The organism is Daejeonella sp. (assembly GCF_017495225.1).
Lineage (GTDB): Bacteria > Bacteroidota > Bacteroidia > Sphingobacteriales > Sphingobacteriaceae > Daejeonella.
In genome coordinates this window covers 1-16,848 of record NZ_JAFEIG010000002.1, presented here as the reverse complement: position 1 = coordinate 16,848, position 16,848 = coordinate 1, and the positions used below count along the sequence as shown (strand labels likewise).

Below are 16,848 nucleotides of genomic sequence, written 5' to 3'. Positions count from 1 at the left end.
GCTATTTGTTAAATGATTTAAAGTGCGTTCCAACTACAGCGCTACTTTCAAGGAGACAGGGAAGATTGTTAATAATAGGATAAATCAACCCGCTTTCCTCACTAAAATACACGTTGTCAAATTTTTCAAGAGATGTTTTAGTGATTGGACAAACATATTCAGACTGCACTTTATCAACACTAGAATCTTTTTGAATTATTGTTAATGCCGTAGGATTCAAAGGATTAGTAAAGACATCAAATGGTTTATGCTCAACCACTTTAAAACCATGATTTTTTGCATGAATTTCTAAATCTTTAACATAACCATGCTTAATAATCCTATTCTTTCCTTCCATAGTAGCATTGGTATAATCAGGCTCTAAGAGAACTATATATTTTGAAGCTACTCTATACAGTTCCTTTAGTGCTTCCTCTTCCCTCCCACCATTTGGCTCAAGTGAATGTGATGTATAAATAATATCAATACAATTATCCGGAAGAGCAATATGGAAAAGGTCTGATAAGAAAAGATTGATATTCATATCATTTTGTTTACAAAATTGTTGCGCATAACGCAATCTAGACCATGAAATATCGAATCCAAACTTATCCACATTTTTAGACAAATTAAGTTTCTTCATAAGTGGGCACATAACTGTAGCTTCTCCCACGCCGACTTCCATAATACTGCCAAAAGAGCCCAATCCGTTAATAACAGCGGAGATACTATTTGTATAACGGTCAATATAATCTTTGTTCTTTTTAGAAAATTCTATGTAAGAGCCTGCTTGAAGATCATAACTGATTAAAATCGAGTCAATATCATTACCATTACTATTGTCACGGAGAAATTCCATTACATTTTGACCACTTTCAAATATTTCTTTTATTTTTTTAATTGATCTCATATTGAAATTGTTAAATTATTGTTATTTATATAAGCAAACTCAGTAATTAATCATTTTTACTTTTTTTACATAATATATTCTTGTATTTAATTTCTGCCAACTTCCAATCTTCCTCATTGTCAATGTCTTGAACTTCTGATTCAGGCATTTCGATTGGTATAGTTAGATCTGTGAATAGCTTCTTTTCAATCATAAATTGACTTGTATTCAAAAAATAAAATTGCCCACAATCATGATAAGCTGGGGGTAAATCTTGAGAATGCGCGCTAATATATTCGGGCCAATTCATTTTGACTAAACCATCTTCAATTTTAAAGGACCTTAATATTGGAAAGCTATAACGTACAATTGGAACAACAGATTTCGCATCATACCGCAGAATGAGATCATATGCATTTCTAAGCTTTTCTGCAGTAATAAAAGGGGCTGTTGGATAAATACAAACAACGTACTCGAATTCTTTTCCCCTTTTTCTATACTCTTCCAAAACCTCCGTAATTACTTCAACTGTATTAGCATGATCATTCGATCTTGCTTCTGATCTCATAAACGGTATAATTGCTCCAAAACTTTTAGCTATCTCGGCAATCTCAATGTCGTCAGTAGAAACCATTGTCTCGTCAAAAATCCCAGATGCTATTGCAGCTTCTATAGAGTATGAAATAATGGGTTTACCTAAAAAATTTCTTATATTTTTCCTTGGTATCCTTTTGCTTCCACCTCTTGCAGTAATAATTGCTAGAACTTTACTCATTATCCAATTAAATCAAACGTTAATGCAGTACCCATTTTAACATCTCTTTTAACCACTTTACCCAAGAAATCATAATAATATTTAGGAGACGAGCCTAAACCTGGTCTTATAACTCGGATATTTTGTTCAGTAAAAATATCACCTTCCTTCATATCTGCCACTATATATATAGATCTCTTAAAAGTAAGACTTTTCTTTTCATCTTCTAAGATTCCATATTTTACTTGGCCCAAGCTAAGAAAAGCTCGCTCACTTTCTTCAACAAGCATTTTAAATTCATGAGGCTCCATAGAGAATGAAGAATCTACCCCCCCCTCTGCTCTTCCTAAGCAGAAGTGTTTCTCTATTACCGTAGCTCCTAAAGCCACCGATGCGATAGATGTACCAATACCTAAAGTATGGTCTGATAAACCTACATGGCAATTAAACAATTCCTTTAAATGTGGAATAGTTTTAAGATTCGTATTTTCAGGTGTTGCTGGATAAGTGCTAGTACATTTAAGTAAAACAATATCATTGCATCCATTACTTTTTAGAGTTTCTACGGCAATTTCTAAATCAGCAAGTGTAGATAGCCCAGTACTCATAATTACGGGTTTTCCAGTTTTTGCAATTTTTTTTAAAAGTTGAAGATGATTATTTTCAAATGAAGCAACTTTATATATGGGCATATCAAAGCCCTCTAAAAAGTCCACTGCAGTATCATCAAATGGAGTACTGAAACAGATAATTCCATTTTCTTTTGCACGCTTAAACAAAGCTTCATGCCATTCCCAAGGCGTAAATGCTTCACTATACAAATCATACAGATTCTTACCCTTCCACAAAGACTTAGGATCTTTGATAAAAAACTCCCCATGGGAAGCATTTATAGTCAAGGTATCTGGAGTATATGTTTGAAGTTTAACCGCATGGGCACCCGATTCCGCTGCCTTGTCTATTATAGACAAAGCCATTTCGAGCGATTGATTGTGGTTACCACTCATTTCTGCTATTATAAATGGCTTGAAAGCAGAACCAATCGTTACATTTCCTATTTTAATATCATTCATGATAAAATATCCCCTTCCTCAAATTTCACATTACCCAAAATCTGATAATCAACTAATTCGACAGCACCATTTGGGGTTTTTATAACAGGATTTTCACCGTTACAGAGCACAAATCCATTCGCAAAAGAATTGTCGAATCCAAGTTTCGAATATATAATTTTATTAATGATTACTTTAGTATCTTTCAAATATGTAAATGCACCAGGATAAGGGTTTGCCTGAGCTCGAACCCAATTATTTATTCTTTGTTTCTGCCAATTCCAAGAGATTAACCCATCATTTGGAGTTCTCTTGCTAAAATAAGTAGCATGACTATGTATTTGGTTAATTAGTTTAATTCTATTTCCTTCAATCATTTCAATCACTTCTCGCACCATAACAGGATATACACTGCAAAAATTTCGCAAAACCTCAGCACCTGTACAGTCTTTATCTATTTTTAAGGGAACTTGATGAACTATAGCACCAGCATCACATTCTTCAGTGATCAAATGTGCAGTAACACCTATCTCATCCTCACCGTTTATTATCGCCCACACATGCGGCGTTCTTCCACGATACTTAGGAAGTTTTGAACCGTGAAAATTTATAGCGTATTTAGAAGGATGCTTTATAATGTCATTTTCTACAATAAAAAGATAGTTTATAGATAAAATTATATCAACTTCAATTGTACTCAAAAAACTATATCCCCTACCATTTCTAGGATTACCAGTAAAAAAAGGTATAAAACTATTAACACAATATTTTTGAATTTCAACAGAATTTAGGTCTGTTAAAACAAACATGACTTTGTGATCTTGGGATATAGAAGTTAAACAAATGTGTCCCAATTCACCACTAATTAGAAGTCCAATTCTCATATTTTAAAAATCAAATAGCAAGTTCACTAAAAATTTCAAAATTTCTTTTTGATGATAATCCATCAAAAATTTCTTTTTGATTAGAAATTAATTTTCGAACTACATCTACTCTGCTCAATTTTTTTATTGCGTGTATTAACTTATCTTCTGTTATATCATTTAAATCTCCAACGCTTATAGCACATTCCCTTTCAATCAATTGATTATGTATAGCCCTTTGATTATCAATCCCATAGCCAGTAAGCAATCCCATCCTAATGCAACAGGCCTCTAAAGATATCGTACTGGAGGGACAAATTGCTATTTGTGCTTGACCCATCAATTTTGCCATAATACTGTCTGAAATATTATGATAATGACTTACTTCTATTTCTAAACAACTTTTACTTATTAAATCCCTAAAAGTTGAATTAAAATTAAATGCTGCTCCTGTTACAACTATTATACGCCTAAACTGGCGTGATTTTAAAGCCGAATTCAAAGCCTTTTGCGTTAATTGAAAAGGATCAGCTCCTCCCATACAAATAAATAAAGTATTTATACTTTCTATAGTTTTATGAATAAATGTCTGCTCTAAAAATACTTTTCTTAGAATTACATGCTCAAAACCTGTATATACTTTACATAAATCATTAATAACACTATTATATCCACAAGAATTACTAATTCCATGATTAATAATAACATCAGCAGAGTAGTTCAAAGCAACAAAATCATCAATAATTACTAGTTTTACCTCAAAGGATCTTAATCTTATCTGATAGTAATAATCAAACTTATAGCCATCTAGAATTATTACATCTCCCTTTTCAAGTAAATCATCATATAGCAAAAAGTCATTTTCCTCATGAACCTTAAAATAACGATATGAATCAGTTATTTGCAAAACCAAGGATTCAGGTATTGCTTCAGTGACAAAAATACATTCAAATTTACTTTTTACTAATTCTGCAAGAGCTAAACATCTATATAAATGTCCAAGCCCAATTTCATTATTTCCATTTACTCTAAATATTAATTTGCCAGACATCTTTTAATGGAAATAGAACAATTTAATTTGAAACACTAATTTAAAATGATGGATAAAAATTTTAATGTTTTAATACAACAAAAACATTCTAAATTTTAAACTGGAGTAAAACAAAATATCTGTTGAATGTCTTATATATGAATATTTAAAGTATATAATCTGAGTATTAATTTTTGATAAAAATTAATTAAGACTGAGATATAATTAAAATCTCTTAAGATATTAAAAACCGAATATGCAGAGTTAACAATTATAATATTCATTAATAGACTGTAAAACATACTCTTGCTCAGCGTTTGTTAATGTTGGATACATTGGTAGACTTAAACAAGATTCATAATAAAGTTCTGAATTGGGGAAATCATTTTCTTTCGAACCAAAGGAACGATAATAAGGCATTAAATGAACTGGTATATAATGAATTTGAGTATAAATACTTTTTTCTCGCAAATATTCATAAAGCCCTTTTCTATCTTTAAATTCTACAACATATAAATGGTAAGCATGCCCCTCAACAACTCCAGTCTGACGAATAACATAATCTTTATCAGCCAAAGCTTTTTCATATTTTGATGCTATTTCAATCCTGCGTTTTAAACCTTCTTCAGCTCGCTTCAACTGACTTCTTCCTAATGCAGCTTGAAAATCGGTTAATCTATAGTTATAACCCAGTTCCTGCATTTCATAATACCAAGGTCCATGGTTAAAGATTTTTAAATCTGGATTTTGTTGTATTCCATGCGTGCGGAGATTACATAACCTATTATATAAATCAGGACAATTAGTAGTAATCATCCCCCCTTCGCCTGAAGCTATGTGCTTTACCGGGTGAAAAGAAAATATCGATAAGTCTGCATATACCCCATTACCACAATTTTGCTTAACACCGCTATTGTCATGAAAGAAACCACCTGGTGAATGACAAGAATCCTCAATTATCCAACAATCGTAATTATCTGCCAATTCCCTAAACTTTTCGAGATCTGCAGCCCTTCCTGCAAAATCGACAACAATAATGCCTTTGTAAGTACCCTTTGGAGATTCTTTTAAAAGCTTCTCCACTTCATTAATATCCAAGAGATATGTTTCGGGATTAATATCAGCGAAAACAACATCCCCTCCAGCATACTTGACACAATTAGCCGAAGCTGCAAAAGTAATCGGAGTAGTTATTACTTTATCTCCTGTTTTAATTCCTAATGCCAAAGCACAGAGGTGTAACGCCGCTGTCCCGTTTGAAACAGCTACTGCATATTTACAGCCTATATATTCGGCAAAAGCATCTTCAAATTCTTTTATACGAGGTCCTTGGGTAAGTAAATCGGATTTTAAAACCTCAATAACCGAATCAATGTCTTCTTGTGTTATATTTTGTCTGCCGTATGGTATTATTTTCATGAAAATATCTTTAATTTTTTGCGATTAAAAATGTATATTGAAATAACTCTAGAGGATTAAAAAATATTCTTCAGAGCGGATCGAATTGTAAAAAAAAATACTATTAAAACGCCTCCTAAGAATGCCCCTAAAATAGAAGAATTTATTTTACTAACAATTTCTTTTTTTAAAGGATATATAGGACTATCAATAATTTGAATTAATGGCATTGTTTTTCTGAAACTCATTTTAGTCATTTCCAAATTTTTAACTAATTCATTTAATATTGTCCTATTTGCCTCAATATCAATTTGGGTAAGTTGAACTGGTACTCGTAGTTTTTGTCTAGAGAGATTGATATTGGGAGTTCCATCTGTTGTGTAACTTATATCTTTAATATCTCCATTGAGAACGCTTCGTACAGAATCTGTTTGTTTCTGAAGAATAATCAAATTTTGTAACGATTTCTTAGTTTTTGTTTCGATATAAAATTGATTTACATTATTGACCAAAGCTTCACCAAATTCTTTCGAAAATTTTTCATCAGATGACTTGATTTTAACACTAATAACATTAAGTTTTTTATCTGGTCTTGAAACAATAAGATTGTTTTTATTTATATCATTTATAATTTCTATAATTATACTATCCCTAACCCTAACACCTCGTTGTTTAAGAAAATCAATTTTAAGTAATTCAGGCCTAGATCTCCACTTCTCATCTAAATTCATAAAGTCAATATATCTTTTTACCAACAACCCGGTACCATCCATCATCGGTGTTAATAAAGTTTTTTCAACCAGTTTATTTGACCTATATAATTGGAATATATTGTCCCCTTGAAAAATCCCACCACTACCGCTCTCTATTCCAACTAGTCCAATTAGCCCACCTATTTGCCCCATTCCTCCGGCTGAGTTTTCATCTTCTAAAACAAATGTAGTTTCAGCAATGAAAACTGGCTTAGAAGTATATGAATAACCCAATCCAAGAAAGGCGCCTATAATTACAGCTAGTAAAATAAAATACCATTTAGAGTATAGATAGTTAAACCATATTCTAATTTTTATAATGACATCTTTCAGTAATACCTCATCACTAAAGTTATCATTTTTGTTTATTTTTATTTCAGACATAATATCTAGTAATTCTAATAAAAGTTACAGGCTAACAGATAAGCTACAAAAGGGAAATTTGAACAAATTCTTTTAGTTTTAGATTTATCCTAAATTATCACGTAGAAGATCGGATTGTTCTTTAATAATTGTTTAAACCACTACAGATTATTTTTTTTAAACAAAACTTATTATTATGCAAATAAAATTGAAGTGTCACAAAATGAAGTTTCAAATTATTCTAATAAGTTATTAGTTTAATGAAGTTGTACTTTTAGACAATTAAATAAGATAATCAATTACTTTAAAAATGATTTTAAGTTATTGTTTAATAAATATAAACTCCTAATAATTCTTAAATAAATTAAATAATAAATATGTTAATATCTTATTTAACCAAATTTAAAATAATCACTGCCATAGATGCTAAGGCGCTTGAAATACCTACAATCTCACCTGCAGAAACTGGTTTCTTCAATTCTTTCTTAGGTACAAAAACTTCTGCACCTGGCTCAATACTCGGAAAATTATTGAATAAAAACACCTTTCTTGTGCTTTTTACAGAACCATTCGCATAAATTACATAAGCGCGTTTACGCATAGAGCGTTCAGAGAAGCCACCACCCTGAGATACATAATATTTAAAAGTTTTTCCTTGTGTATAGCTGGTGGTAACAGGATAGAGTACTTCTCCATTCACCTTCACCGTTTGTAATTCTTTTGGGATACGTAATACGTCTCCTTCTTCTAAAATTAAGTCGGCAGAAGATTTAGGTGCTAATAATATCTTCTCCAAATTGATGCCCACATATACATTTTTAAGGACTTCTTCATCCTTAATCGTGGCGGTTGAATCCATTGCAGTCTCTTGTAAACGCTTCAATTTATTCAATTTTAATTTCTCCTCCTCAGCCAATTGTGCCTGCGCTTTTGCATCATTTTTATCGAGCCCCCTTACTTTAGTAGCCCCTTCACGCTTTAAAGAAGCACCTTTGGTATAAGCGAGAGCGGTTAAACCACCAGCACGTTCTACCAAGTCGGAAACCCGTTCATTCTTATTGCTTATGGTGTACATACCCGGGTAAAGCACTTCTCCTTCAATTTTTACTTGTCTTTGGATCTCATAGCCAATAGAGCTACGTACTGATACAATATCAAAAGGCTGCAATTCAAATTTTGGAACAGAGAGATTGAGGTCCTTTTCAATATTGATTTGGAAAACTTCGGCAGTTTTAGCTTGCTCAGAATTTTGATCAGAAGACTTTACACGTCTTGAGATTTCTACACGCTGCGGACTAGCACTTTCGGAGAAACCACCCGCCTGAATGATTAATTCTTCGAGGGTCATGTTCTGTGCGTAATTAAATTCTCCGGGTTCTCTAACTTCCCCATCAATGCTTACTTTATATTCTTCTTTAAGATCAAAAATGGAGGAAATACTGATGATATCTTCTCTTTGAAGGCTGATATCTAGGGTTTTACCTGAGATGATGGCTGCTACATCAAATGATATGATTTGAGTTTGATTATCCGATTTTAGTCGGGTGATATAGCCTCTAGACATAAAAGCATCTTCTTTTAATCCGTCTGCTTTTTGGATTAATTGAGAAAGCTTCATACCAGATTCTAATTCATAAGCACCTGGTCTGAAAACTGCACCCTCAATTTGCACGCGGTTAGTAAAACGCTCTAAAACACGATCTACAAAATATTTATCACCTGTGGTTGGCTGATAGCTAGCAAATTGCTCTTTTGCTAGGTCTGCAATCTTACGTTCGGTATCGGTATTTTTCAGAACTTTCACTCTTGCCTGATAGGCATTTTCAGTGAAACCACCGGCATAATTCAAGAGATTGGCATAAGTTTCGCCAGCTTTCAATTCATAAATACCTGGTCTTTTAACTTCCCCAACTAGTTCTATACGAGATTGATAAACAGGAATACGGATGATGTCTTGGTCTTGTAATTTTAAATTAGTGGCAATTTCGCCTTTCATTAAAAATTCATAGATATCTAAAACAGCAATTTTCTTGCCTGCGCGAATCAATTCAATGGCTCTAAAAGAACCATTTTCTGTCGGTCCGCCGGATGAATACAAAGCGTTAAACACCGTAGCCAAAGAAGGAAGCGTATATGTCCCAGGAGTTTTTACTTCTCCCGTTAAAATTACTTTGATGCTGCGTATGCTGCCAATGGCAACGTTTACTCGGGTGCTACCATCTCTCATTCCGGCATACACCGTAGAAAGACGTGATTTTATGCGTGCGGTTGCGGCTTCAATCGTTAAGCCAGCTACCGGAATGGGACCTACAAATTCTACTTTTATTAAACCTTCAGGACTTACCTTTAATTCGTATGAAGCCTCAGAATTTCCACTGATGTCGATTAATAATTCATCATTGGGACCGATGATATAGCCTTTAGGAGTAGCAATATTGAGGTTTGGTTCAAAGGTTTGATTTTTATTTTTGAATAGGTCGGCACCGAAAATCTTCGCGCGAAGCTCTAAAAGGGCTTTTTCGGCTTCAGTTTCGGGGTCTTTTTCAACTTGTATGGAATCTTGCTCGTAGTTTAAGCTACGGCCATTATCATTCTTTGATACTTTATTAGGATCCGCATTAGCGGCAGATTTCTTGGCACCAGATTTTAATTTTTCTACACGATCGCGAAGCTTTTTAACCTCTTCTGGTCGCATGCCACGAGCTTGCGCGATTTGCTCTAGCTGCGCATCACCTAAACCGCTAGACTCCACCTGGCGCATGAATGCACGCACCTGATCATCACTCAACTCATCCACACGAACATTGCTTAGGTTTTGAGGATTTACCTGCGCCAAAACCGGCATGGAGATGCTTAAGAAGAGTAAAAGACTTAATAGTTTAAAAAGTTTGTTCATCGTAAAATTTTTCAATTCCGTAAAGTTATGGAAATTGTGGTAATGTTTTTGTTCCTTGCTAAAATGAGTTTGCTTCGTCGTGCCTCCTAGCATTGACATTTTTTATAATTCATTAATAATCAATCAGTTGAAATTTATGTTCAGTGCTAGTTTAAGGCCATTTATATTGATTTTTATAACATTAATTAACCCTTTCAATGACGAACCATTTACCGTTCACATGGGTACAGAACAGGAATAAATTCCTGCCTTAAAATATGGGTCGAGCCTTGGCTCTTTTATGTATTTACCAGTATTGAACTATTTACCAGTCCCATCGGGACGACCCATCTTGTAGCAACGGATTTCAATCCATTGCAATAAATAAAATCAATCAGTTGAAAATTTATTGCATTGCAATTTAACGTCATTTATATTGATTTTTATAACATTAATTAACCCTCGCAAAGACAGGGCGCTTAAAACCAATGTCTGTCTTGTCCTAAAAAAAGTTCCCTCTCTACGTTTGGGATGACAGGTGCATAGCGTTTTAAAAATTTAATTTCAAATTCAAAGCGGTGTCATCCCGAAAACTCAATCGTTCTCCTCATAATAATAAGAATAGTCGATACCTTTCATAAACATTTCACGGTCATTGATTTTGTTGGTCAGGGCATTATTGATCAAATTTTTTAGGACCTTGCTGTTCGTTGGACTTAACATCATTGCGTTCATATAATCAGCTTTTTTTATCTCACTCCAGTCTACACATTTTTTAATACCTTTTTTAAGTATCAGATCTAACCATACTCTCATGCTTCTTCCATTACCTTCCATAAAAGGATGGGCAATGTTCATTTCTACATATTTTTCAACGATTTCGTCAAAGGTAGCTTCGGGCATTGCTTCTATTTGCTTTAATGTTTCGTCCAAGAAACGAGAAACAGCAAATTGAAAACCACCCTTTGAAATGTTTTTTTGTCTGATTTGTCCTGCAAAATCGTACAATCCACCAAAGAGATAGGCGTGAATTTGTTGTAAACCTTTAGTAGTGCCAACCTCAATATTGTTAATAAAAGAGCTTTCAAACAGGGCATAAGCTTTTGTCTTGCTTTTTCCGTCTATGCTTTCTTCACTGTAGGTAAACCATTCGATAAATCGGTTTGCTTTTTTACTTGGGAACTCTTTACCTAAGGCAATTATTCCCTGATAATCGAGCGCATCGGATAATCGTCTTTTACCGTCTGGGGCAAGAAATTTCAACTGGGTAGTGGCACTAACCACTTGACTGTTTTCTTTCTTTAATTTGGCTTTAAGATATTTCCAATAATTACGGTTTTTTGAATAATCGTTTTGGTCAGTAAGCACGCCTACAATATCCAACACCGAAAAACACCATTTGGCATTTTCTTCGTCCCAAACCGCTCGCACCTCACGATTGTCAAAAAAACGAATGGATATTTTTGTGCTACTCATTAATTGTTAGCTACTCGTTATTCTAAAATTGAATGGCTTTTTATTTTAGAATGATTACCTGTTATTCTTGACTTGACCGGGTTTTAACCAAGGTCCCTCAACTGCGGAAGGGCTTTCACCTTCGGAAGGTCCCTCACCTGCTGAAGGGCAGGTTTAGGGATGACACCGATTTTTTTAAGCGCCATGCAAATACCTACCGAACGTAGCCACTGTCATTCCGGGCTTGACCCGGCAATCAGTGCGAGCAAAGCAATCTCAATACCCCCATTAGCGCGGTAAATTTTCTAATTTGCCTATCAATGTCTTAAATGCTATTAAATGGGGTTGAAGATTTTCATATACCGATTGATACATTTCTTCTTTATAAATATGACTCAACAGGTTCCGATCTTCGATGGTCTTAAACAAGGCAAGGAATTCATTTTCAGTGATAAGTGCTGACTGAAACATGCTTTTATAAACACCTTTTGGAGAATTAGACAAAATACCTTCAGAAAGTTCTAAATACATTTTGCTTATCTTCCAGGCAAGCTCAGCACAGTATTCGAATTTTTGAATCTTGCCATTTTTAATTAAATCATTACCAATGCTACCCAGGTTTTCAAATGAGGCATTTAAAGCAGATTCTAAAGAGGAAACAGCTTTTTGAAGATTAATTAATTCAATTTTATATTTTTCGGACAATTCCATATTTGGACATTACTTAGGGCTTCATTTTTAAAATCTTTATCCACCTGATAAAAATCAATAAGGTCAATTTTAAAAGGAACTATACTCTCCTCCAGATCTGACTCTAGATTTACCAAAATACTAATCGGTAATGGATCAGTCCCTAGAAATCCAATATCAATATCTGATAAAGAATTTGCATTACCTGCTGCCCGGCTTCCAAAAAGGAATACGGCAAATTCATTCTGTGGTATGTTTTTTAAAACTATTTTCTTAACGATGTCCAAATAATCCAATTGCATTGCTTTATTTTCTTTGGAAGCTTCTTATTTTTAACATCGATATTTTAATTAAGGTTTCTGACCTTCGGAAGGTCCCTCACCTGCTGAAGAACAGGTTTCGGGATGACAGCGTTTTAAATTTCAAATTGATTTTTTTAAGCGCCATGCACCTTACCTACCGAACCTAGCTGCTGTCATTCCGGGCTTGACCCGGCACCCTCTGTCATTCCGGGCTTGACCCAGAACGCATCACCTTCAAATCCCCTTCCACCATCTCCTTCACCAATCCAGCCAAATCATATTTCGGTTTCCAGCCCAATTGCGTATTCGCTTTTGTTGGATCTCCAATCAATAAATCAACCTCTGTAGGTCTAAAATACTTCGGATCTACACGAATAACTGTAGTCCCAGCTTTTAAATGATCTGTATTCAGCTTCAAGCTTGCTGCTTTAGCCTCATCAACATCTATAATTACACCTTTCTCCTGCTCATCTTTCCCACTAAACTCAATCTCAATACCCAATTCGGCGAAGCTCATTTTCACGAAATCCCTTACGGTAGTGGTTATACCTGTTGCAATTACGAAGTCTTCCGGCTTCTCCTGTTGCAAGATTAACCACATCGCTTCCACATAATCCTTAGCATGTCCCCAATCGCGCTGAGCGGATAAATTACCTAAATAAAGGCATTTCTGTTGTCCCAAAGCGATATTGGCCGCAGCACGAGTGATTTTACGCGTAACAAATGTTTCGCCACGACGCGGAGATTCATGATTAAATAAAATGCCATTGCAGGCATAAATACCATAGGCTTCGCGATAGTTTTTGGTAATCCAAAAGCCATATATTTTAGCTACTCCATAAGGAGAGCGCGGATAAAAAGGCGAATATTCATCATAAAAGCCTTTCTCGTTCATATTTTCAGGGAGTCCGCCATACAATTCGGACGTGGATGCCTGATAAATACGTGTTTTTTTCTCTAAACCTAAAATACGAACCGCCTCTAAAATTCTTAAAGTACCTATTCCATCCACATTTGCTACATACTCAGGAGAATCAAAAGATACCTTCACATGCGACATAGCACCTAGATTATAAATTTCATCCGGCTGCGTTTCTTGGATGATACGAATCAGATTAGTTGAATCGGTTAAATCGCCATAATGCAATTTAAAACGGAGCTTCTCCTCATGTGGATCTTGATAAAGATGATCGATTCGCTCGGTATTAATCGAGGAACTTCTACGCTTGATACCATGCACAAAATAACCCTTTTCTAAGAGTAATTCTGCTAAATATGAGCCATCTTGGCCAGTGATGCCGGTGATGAGGGCGGTTTTCATTGTTTGTCGGTTGTCAGTTATCAGTTATCGGTTGTCAGTCTGGGCGGAGAAAAGAACTGCGGGAATTTCTCACATCTCAAATCTCATATCTCTATTATCGGTTATCAGTTGTCGGTTATCAGTTGTCAGACAAGCGACATCTAAGGTTAAAAATATTCGGGTTATTATCCGTTAAAAATCTCATCAATCATCTTAATCTCACAAATCATGGTTCAGACAATTTGATTGGTTGTCAGTTGTCAGTTGTCAGACTAGCGACATAAAAATCAGTTGGCTGTTGGCTGTTGTCAGACTGGGCGGAGAAAAGAACTGCGGGAATTTCTCACATCTCACATCTCACATCTCATCCAATATATTCATGAAAATCATCTTAATCAAATCAATCATGGTTCAGACAATTATTGTTTAACTAATTGTTCTAAAAAAGGAGCAATTGGCAACTGTAATTTGGAGAAAGCAAACCATTTTTTTCCTAAATCTTTTAAGGACGCACCTATGTGATATAATTCTTTATTGTCGATGATTAAGAAACGATCATGTGATTTTTTCAAAATCTGAATTGAAATGGGATTATACTGTTGATTGTGTTTCTTTAAATCAAGTTCCAATACGGAATCTTTTTTATTTGTATATATTGTAGCATTTACCTTTGCTGATCGTTTTGAAAGTAATAATAAAACACTTTCATCACAATAATTATCTATTAATACAATAGATTTTTGAGCTGACTTTATAATTCTTGATACAATTTCATACGCATCAAAAACTTGTCCATCATAAAATATACCTTGATTTGGAAGTAAGTTTGGTTTTAAGATTAAATCAAACTCATTATTTTTTATTTCTAAAGAATTGATTTTTTTCTCTATAACTTCTACACGATGGTTAAGTGCATAGCCTTTGAGTAAATAATCCTTTAATATAGAATTAGCCCAAATCCGAAATTGTGTACCTGTCTTTGATTTAACGCGATAACCAACCGAAATAATAATATCAAGACTGTATAATTTAACTTTTCGCTTGACTTTTCGTCTGCCTTCATTTTGAGCTGTCAAGTATTCCTTGACAGTTGAGTTTTCCTCTAACTCCCCCTCCTTAAAAATATTATTAATGTGCAAACTTATATTTTGCTTAGTAGCATTAAACAAAATAGCCATTTGTAATTGCGTTAACCAAACTGTTTCATCTTCTATGAGAACCTCAATAGAACTAGAAAGCGAATTATCTTGATATAAAATAACCTGGTTTGCACTCATTAATATTAATCGAAAATCAATTTCTCAAAATTAGCAATCCCCCATTCTCCGCCCAGTCTGATAAAGACAAAGCTAACTGCGCCCTTCGCGCATACTGCGCTCCGCGCGTGGCTTCGCCCCTTCAGTCCCATTTTCGAACCGATTAATTTTTAAAAAACCACCCTCACTAAACCCCTTTTACCTTCTCAACAACATTCTTTCTCAAATCGACTTTTACCTGTAAACCAAGGTCTTGTAGGAGAAGCGTGAGATAATTCCCTTTGCTTTCTAGTACTTGAGCTTGTTTATCGAGTAATGCGCCCGATTTTATTATTATTCGATCATTGGCATGGAAACTTTGCGCTTCAATGCTTTCATGATCATATTCTTGGAGCCAATTTTTAAGTAGCTCCATTTCTTTTTCTCTAATGGTGGCGGGTTTGCCGCAATGAAAAACATATCGGACTACCCCTTGTATGCTTAACACCCTTTCGCGATCAATGTCGGATACTTGCACGAAGCAATAAGAGCGAAATAAAGGCTCTTCTACCCACTTCCAGCGATCACTCCACTGTTTTTTCCTTCTTAAAATGGGACAATATACTTCAAATCCAGATAAGCTTAACTTATCTGCAACCGATTTCTCGGATCTGGATTTGGTGTACAATACGTACCACTTCATTCAGGACTATTAAATATTAATACCAAGTCTTTAAAATGACGCTCTACATAAACTTCAGCATCTGATTCATTAAAAACTAGATAACGAATTTTTCTTTTTAAGAGTGGCTCAGTCTTTTCTACTAAAGCACTCAGATAATTGCGATCGATATCATCACCAACAATCAGTAAATCAATGATATCTGATTCTAAACCTTGCGCTATACGTCCTTCTAAATAAACTTGTTGCACGTTTCCTAGTCGGTCGATAACTCGTTCAATCAATTCCTCTACCCCAACAAATTTTAGAATGATGCTATTGAGATCCTTGAACAAAGGATGCCCAGTATTAGCGCGATATAATTTTTTATTTCCTTCTGATTCGGTGAGCAATAAACCGGCATGTTCAAAACGATTTAATTCTTGGCGGATACCATTGGTGCTCTCATTAAACTCAGCCTCCAGACTACGTAAATAGCCTTGATTATTGATATTTAAGAAGAATTTTAGCAAAAGCTTAATTCTTGTTTTAGAAGTAATGAGACTTTCGAGCATGCTTATTGAGTAGTTTTAATACTCATTGTTCATCAAAAATATGAAATTATTATTGATTCAAAAATTAATTTCAAAATAATTAGTTAATGCTCGGCAATCCTGTTTGAGCGGCTAAATATAGGATATTAACGTTAATTTTTATAATATTTTTTATTAAAAAGAAATAAATTTAACCAATTTTTCATTTTAAACACTTATTAGGGATTAGTTTTAGTACGAGCGTGAGGAGTAGAGACGCTGAGTTAAACACAGAGAGACATTCTGGTAAAAAACGTCAATTACACCCGTCATCTCGAACACTCGATTAGGATATAGTTATTTAAATTAAAACATGATGAGTGGAGACCCTGAATCGAGTTCAGGGTGACATTCAGGGTAAAAAACGCAAATAACACCCGTCATTTCGAACACTCGACTGTAAGCGTGTTATTATTACAATTGTGATGAGTGGAGAAATCCGGGCACCTCATAACGTCAATGAATGGTGCGGAAAGCAAGATACGTGTTTCATAGCATAAGATTTCTCCATGCCAGACAACTATATTTAACTAAGAACAATTTGTTTGGCATGTTCGAAATGACGGTATTCATAAGTTTGGGACTTAAATGCTAGGATAACGATATGAAGGCATTTTATACGCCTAGGCAATCCTAGCCCTGAAGGGGCGCTATACT

General features: G+C 34.6%; 15 protein-coding genes. All 15 read right to left on the bottom strand.

Going from position 1 to position 16,848, the window contains the following annotated elements; translation table 11 throughout:
* Position 1: 1 nt before the first annotated feature.
* The 15 genes from QZ136_RS00325 to QZ136_RS00255 all read right to left on the bottom strand — a co-directional run bounded on the left by QZ136_RS00325 (position 2) and on the right by QZ136_RS00255 (position 16,173).
* Positions 2-889, bottom strand: coding sequence for a class I SAM-dependent methyltransferase (locus QZ136_RS00325; protein WP_291399325.1), 888 nt, complete (start codon positions 887-889; stop codon positions 2-4).
* Between the two features lie 46 nt (positions 890-935).
* Positions 936-1,643: a pseudaminic acid cytidylyltransferase gene (gene pseF, locus QZ136_RS00320; protein WP_291399324.1), complete on the bottom strand. Its 708-nt coding sequence runs from the start codon at positions 1,641-1,643 to the stop codon at positions 936-938.
* Positions 1,643-2,695 (bottom strand): pseudaminic acid synthase, encoded by a 1,053-nt coding sequence (gene pseI / locus QZ136_RS00315; RefSeq protein WP_291399323.1) that lies wholly within the window; start codon positions 2,693-2,695, stop codon positions 1,643-1,645. The genes pseF and pseI overlap by 1 nt, the downstream gene beginning before the upstream one ends.
* Complete coding sequence (locus QZ136_RS00310) at positions 2,692-3,558, bottom strand: formyltransferase family protein (protein ID WP_291399322.1); 867 nt, start codon at positions 3,556-3,558, stop codon at positions 2,692-2,694. Before QZ136_RS00310 ends, pseI begins: the two co-directional genes overlap by 4 nt.
* Before the next feature lie 10 nt (positions 3,559-3,568).
* Positions 3,569-4,588, bottom strand: a complete 1,020-nt coding sequence (gene pseG / locus QZ136_RS00305; protein WP_291399321.1) for a UDP-2,4-diacetamido-2,4,6-trideoxy-beta-L-altropyranose hydrolase — start codon at positions 4,586-4,588, stop codon at positions 3,569-3,571.
* A gap of 243 nt (positions 4,589-4,831) precedes the next feature.
* On the bottom strand, positions 4,832-5,986 hold the full coding sequence (gene pseC / locus QZ136_RS00300; RefSeq protein WP_291399320.1) for a UDP-4-amino-4,6-dideoxy-N-acetyl-beta-L-altrosamine transaminase: 1,155 nt from the start codon (positions 5,984-5,986) through the stop codon (positions 4,832-4,834).
* Positions 5,987-6,042: 56 nt separating this feature from the next.
* Positions 6,043-7,101, bottom strand: a complete 1,059-nt coding sequence (locus QZ136_RS00295; RefSeq protein ID WP_291399319.1) for a lipopolysaccharide biosynthesis protein — start codon at positions 7,099-7,101, stop codon at positions 6,043-6,045.
* Positions 7,102-7,468: 367 nt separating this feature from the next.
* Positions 7,469-9,976 carry an SLBB domain-containing protein gene (locus QZ136_RS00290; RefSeq protein ID WP_291399318.1) on the bottom strand — a complete coding sequence of 836 codons (2,508 nt, stop codon included), beginning with the start codon at positions 9,974-9,976 and terminating at the stop codon, positions 7,469-7,471.
* A gap of 573 nt (positions 9,977-10,549) precedes the next feature.
* Complete coding sequence (fic, locus tag QZ136_RS00285) at positions 10,550-11,431, bottom strand: protein adenylyltransferase Fic (protein ID WP_291399317.1); 882 nt, start codon at positions 11,429-11,431, stop codon at positions 10,550-10,552.
* Between the two features lie 267 nt (positions 11,432-11,698).
* Positions 11,699-12,121 (bottom strand): HI0074 family nucleotidyltransferase substrate-binding subunit, encoded by a 423-nt coding sequence (locus QZ136_RS00280; protein WP_291399316.1) that lies wholly within the window; start codon positions 12,119-12,121, stop codon positions 11,699-11,701.
* On the bottom strand, positions 12,088-12,402 hold the full coding sequence (locus QZ136_RS00275) for a nucleotidyltransferase domain-containing protein (RefSeq protein ID WP_291399315.1): 315 nt from the start codon (positions 12,400-12,402) through the stop codon (positions 12,088-12,090). The genes QZ136_RS00280 and QZ136_RS00275 overlap by 34 nt, the downstream gene beginning before the upstream one ends.
* A 202-nt stretch (positions 12,403-12,604) precedes the next feature.
* Positions 12,605-13,723, bottom strand: coding sequence for a GDP-mannose 4,6-dehydratase (gene gmd, locus QZ136_RS00270; RefSeq protein WP_291399314.1), 1,119 nt, complete (start codon positions 13,721-13,723; stop codon positions 12,605-12,607).
* Between the two features lie 398 nt (positions 13,724-14,121).
* Positions 14,122-14,979 (bottom strand): RhuM family protein, encoded by an 858-nt coding sequence (gene rhuM, locus QZ136_RS00265; RefSeq protein WP_291399313.1) that lies wholly within the window; start codon positions 14,977-14,979, stop codon positions 14,122-14,124.
* A gap of 166 nt (positions 14,980-15,145) precedes the next feature.
* Positions 15,146-15,640, bottom strand: coding sequence for a UpxY family transcription antiterminator (locus tag QZ136_RS00260; protein WP_291399312.1), 495 nt, complete (start codon positions 15,638-15,640; stop codon positions 15,146-15,148).
* Positions 15,637-16,173: an ArsR family transcriptional regulator gene (locus tag QZ136_RS00255; protein WP_291399311.1), complete on the bottom strand. Its 537-nt coding sequence runs from the start codon at positions 16,171-16,173 to the stop codon at positions 15,637-15,639. Before QZ136_RS00255 ends, QZ136_RS00260 begins: the two co-directional genes overlap by 4 nt.
* Positions 16,174-16,848: the final 675 nt, after the last annotated feature.

Excerpts from the sequence above, each read along its gene's own strand:
- pseC (WP_291399320.1), bottom strand. The coding sequence starts at position 5,986 with ATGAAAATAATACCATACGGCAGACAAAATATAACACAAGAAGACATT.
- QZ136_RS00325 (WP_291399325.1), bottom strand. The coding sequence starts at position 889 with ATGAGATCAATTAAAAAAATAAAAGAAATATTTGAAAGTGGTCAAAAT.
- QZ136_RS00275 (WP_291399315.1), bottom strand. The coding sequence starts at position 12,402 with ATGCAATTGGATTATTTGGACATCGTTAAGAAAATAGTTTTAAAAAAC.
- pseI (WP_291399323.1), bottom strand. The coding sequence starts at position 2,695 with ATGAATGATATTAAAATAGGAAATGTAACGATTGGTTCTGCTTTCAAG.
- rhuM (WP_291399313.1), bottom strand. The coding sequence starts at position 14,979 with ATGAGTGCAAACCAGGTTATTTTATATCAAGATAATTCGCTTTCTAGT.
- QZ136_RS00295 (WP_291399319.1), bottom strand. The coding sequence starts at position 7,101 with ATGTCTGAAATAAAAATAAACAAAAATGATAACTTTAGTGATGAGGTA.
- QZ136_RS00255 (WP_291399311.1), bottom strand. The coding sequence starts at position 16,173 with ATGCTCGAAAGTCTCATTACTTCTAAAACAAGAATTAAGCTTTTGCTA.
- QZ136_RS00280 (WP_291399316.1), bottom strand. The coding sequence starts at position 12,121 with ATGGAATTGTCCGAAAAATATAAAATTGAATTAATTAATCTTCAAAAA.
- QZ136_RS00260 (WP_291399312.1), bottom strand. The coding sequence starts at position 15,640 with ATGAAGTGGTACGTATTGTACACCAAATCCAGATCCGAGAAATCGGTT.
- QZ136_RS00290 (WP_291399318.1), bottom strand. The coding sequence starts at position 9,976 with ATGAACAAACTTTTTAAACTATTAAGTCTTTTACTCTTCTTAAGCATC.
- gmd (WP_291399314.1), bottom strand. The coding sequence starts at position 13,723 with ATGAAAACCGCCCTCATCACCGGCATCACTGGCCAAGATGGCTCATAT.
- pseF (WP_291399324.1), bottom strand. The coding sequence starts at position 1,643 with ATGAGTAAAGTTCTAGCAATTATTACTGCAAGAGGTGGAAGCAAAAGG.
- QZ136_RS00310 (WP_291399322.1), bottom strand. The coding sequence starts at position 3,558 with ATGAGAATTGGACTTCTAATTAGTGGTGAATTGGGACACATTTGTTTA.
- pseG (WP_291399321.1), bottom strand. The coding sequence starts at position 4,588 with ATGTCTGGCAAATTAATATTTAGAGTAAATGGAAATAATGAAATTGGG.
- fic (WP_291399317.1), bottom strand. The coding sequence starts at position 11,431 with ATGAGTAGCACAAAAATATCCATTCGTTTTTTTGACAATCGTGAGGTG.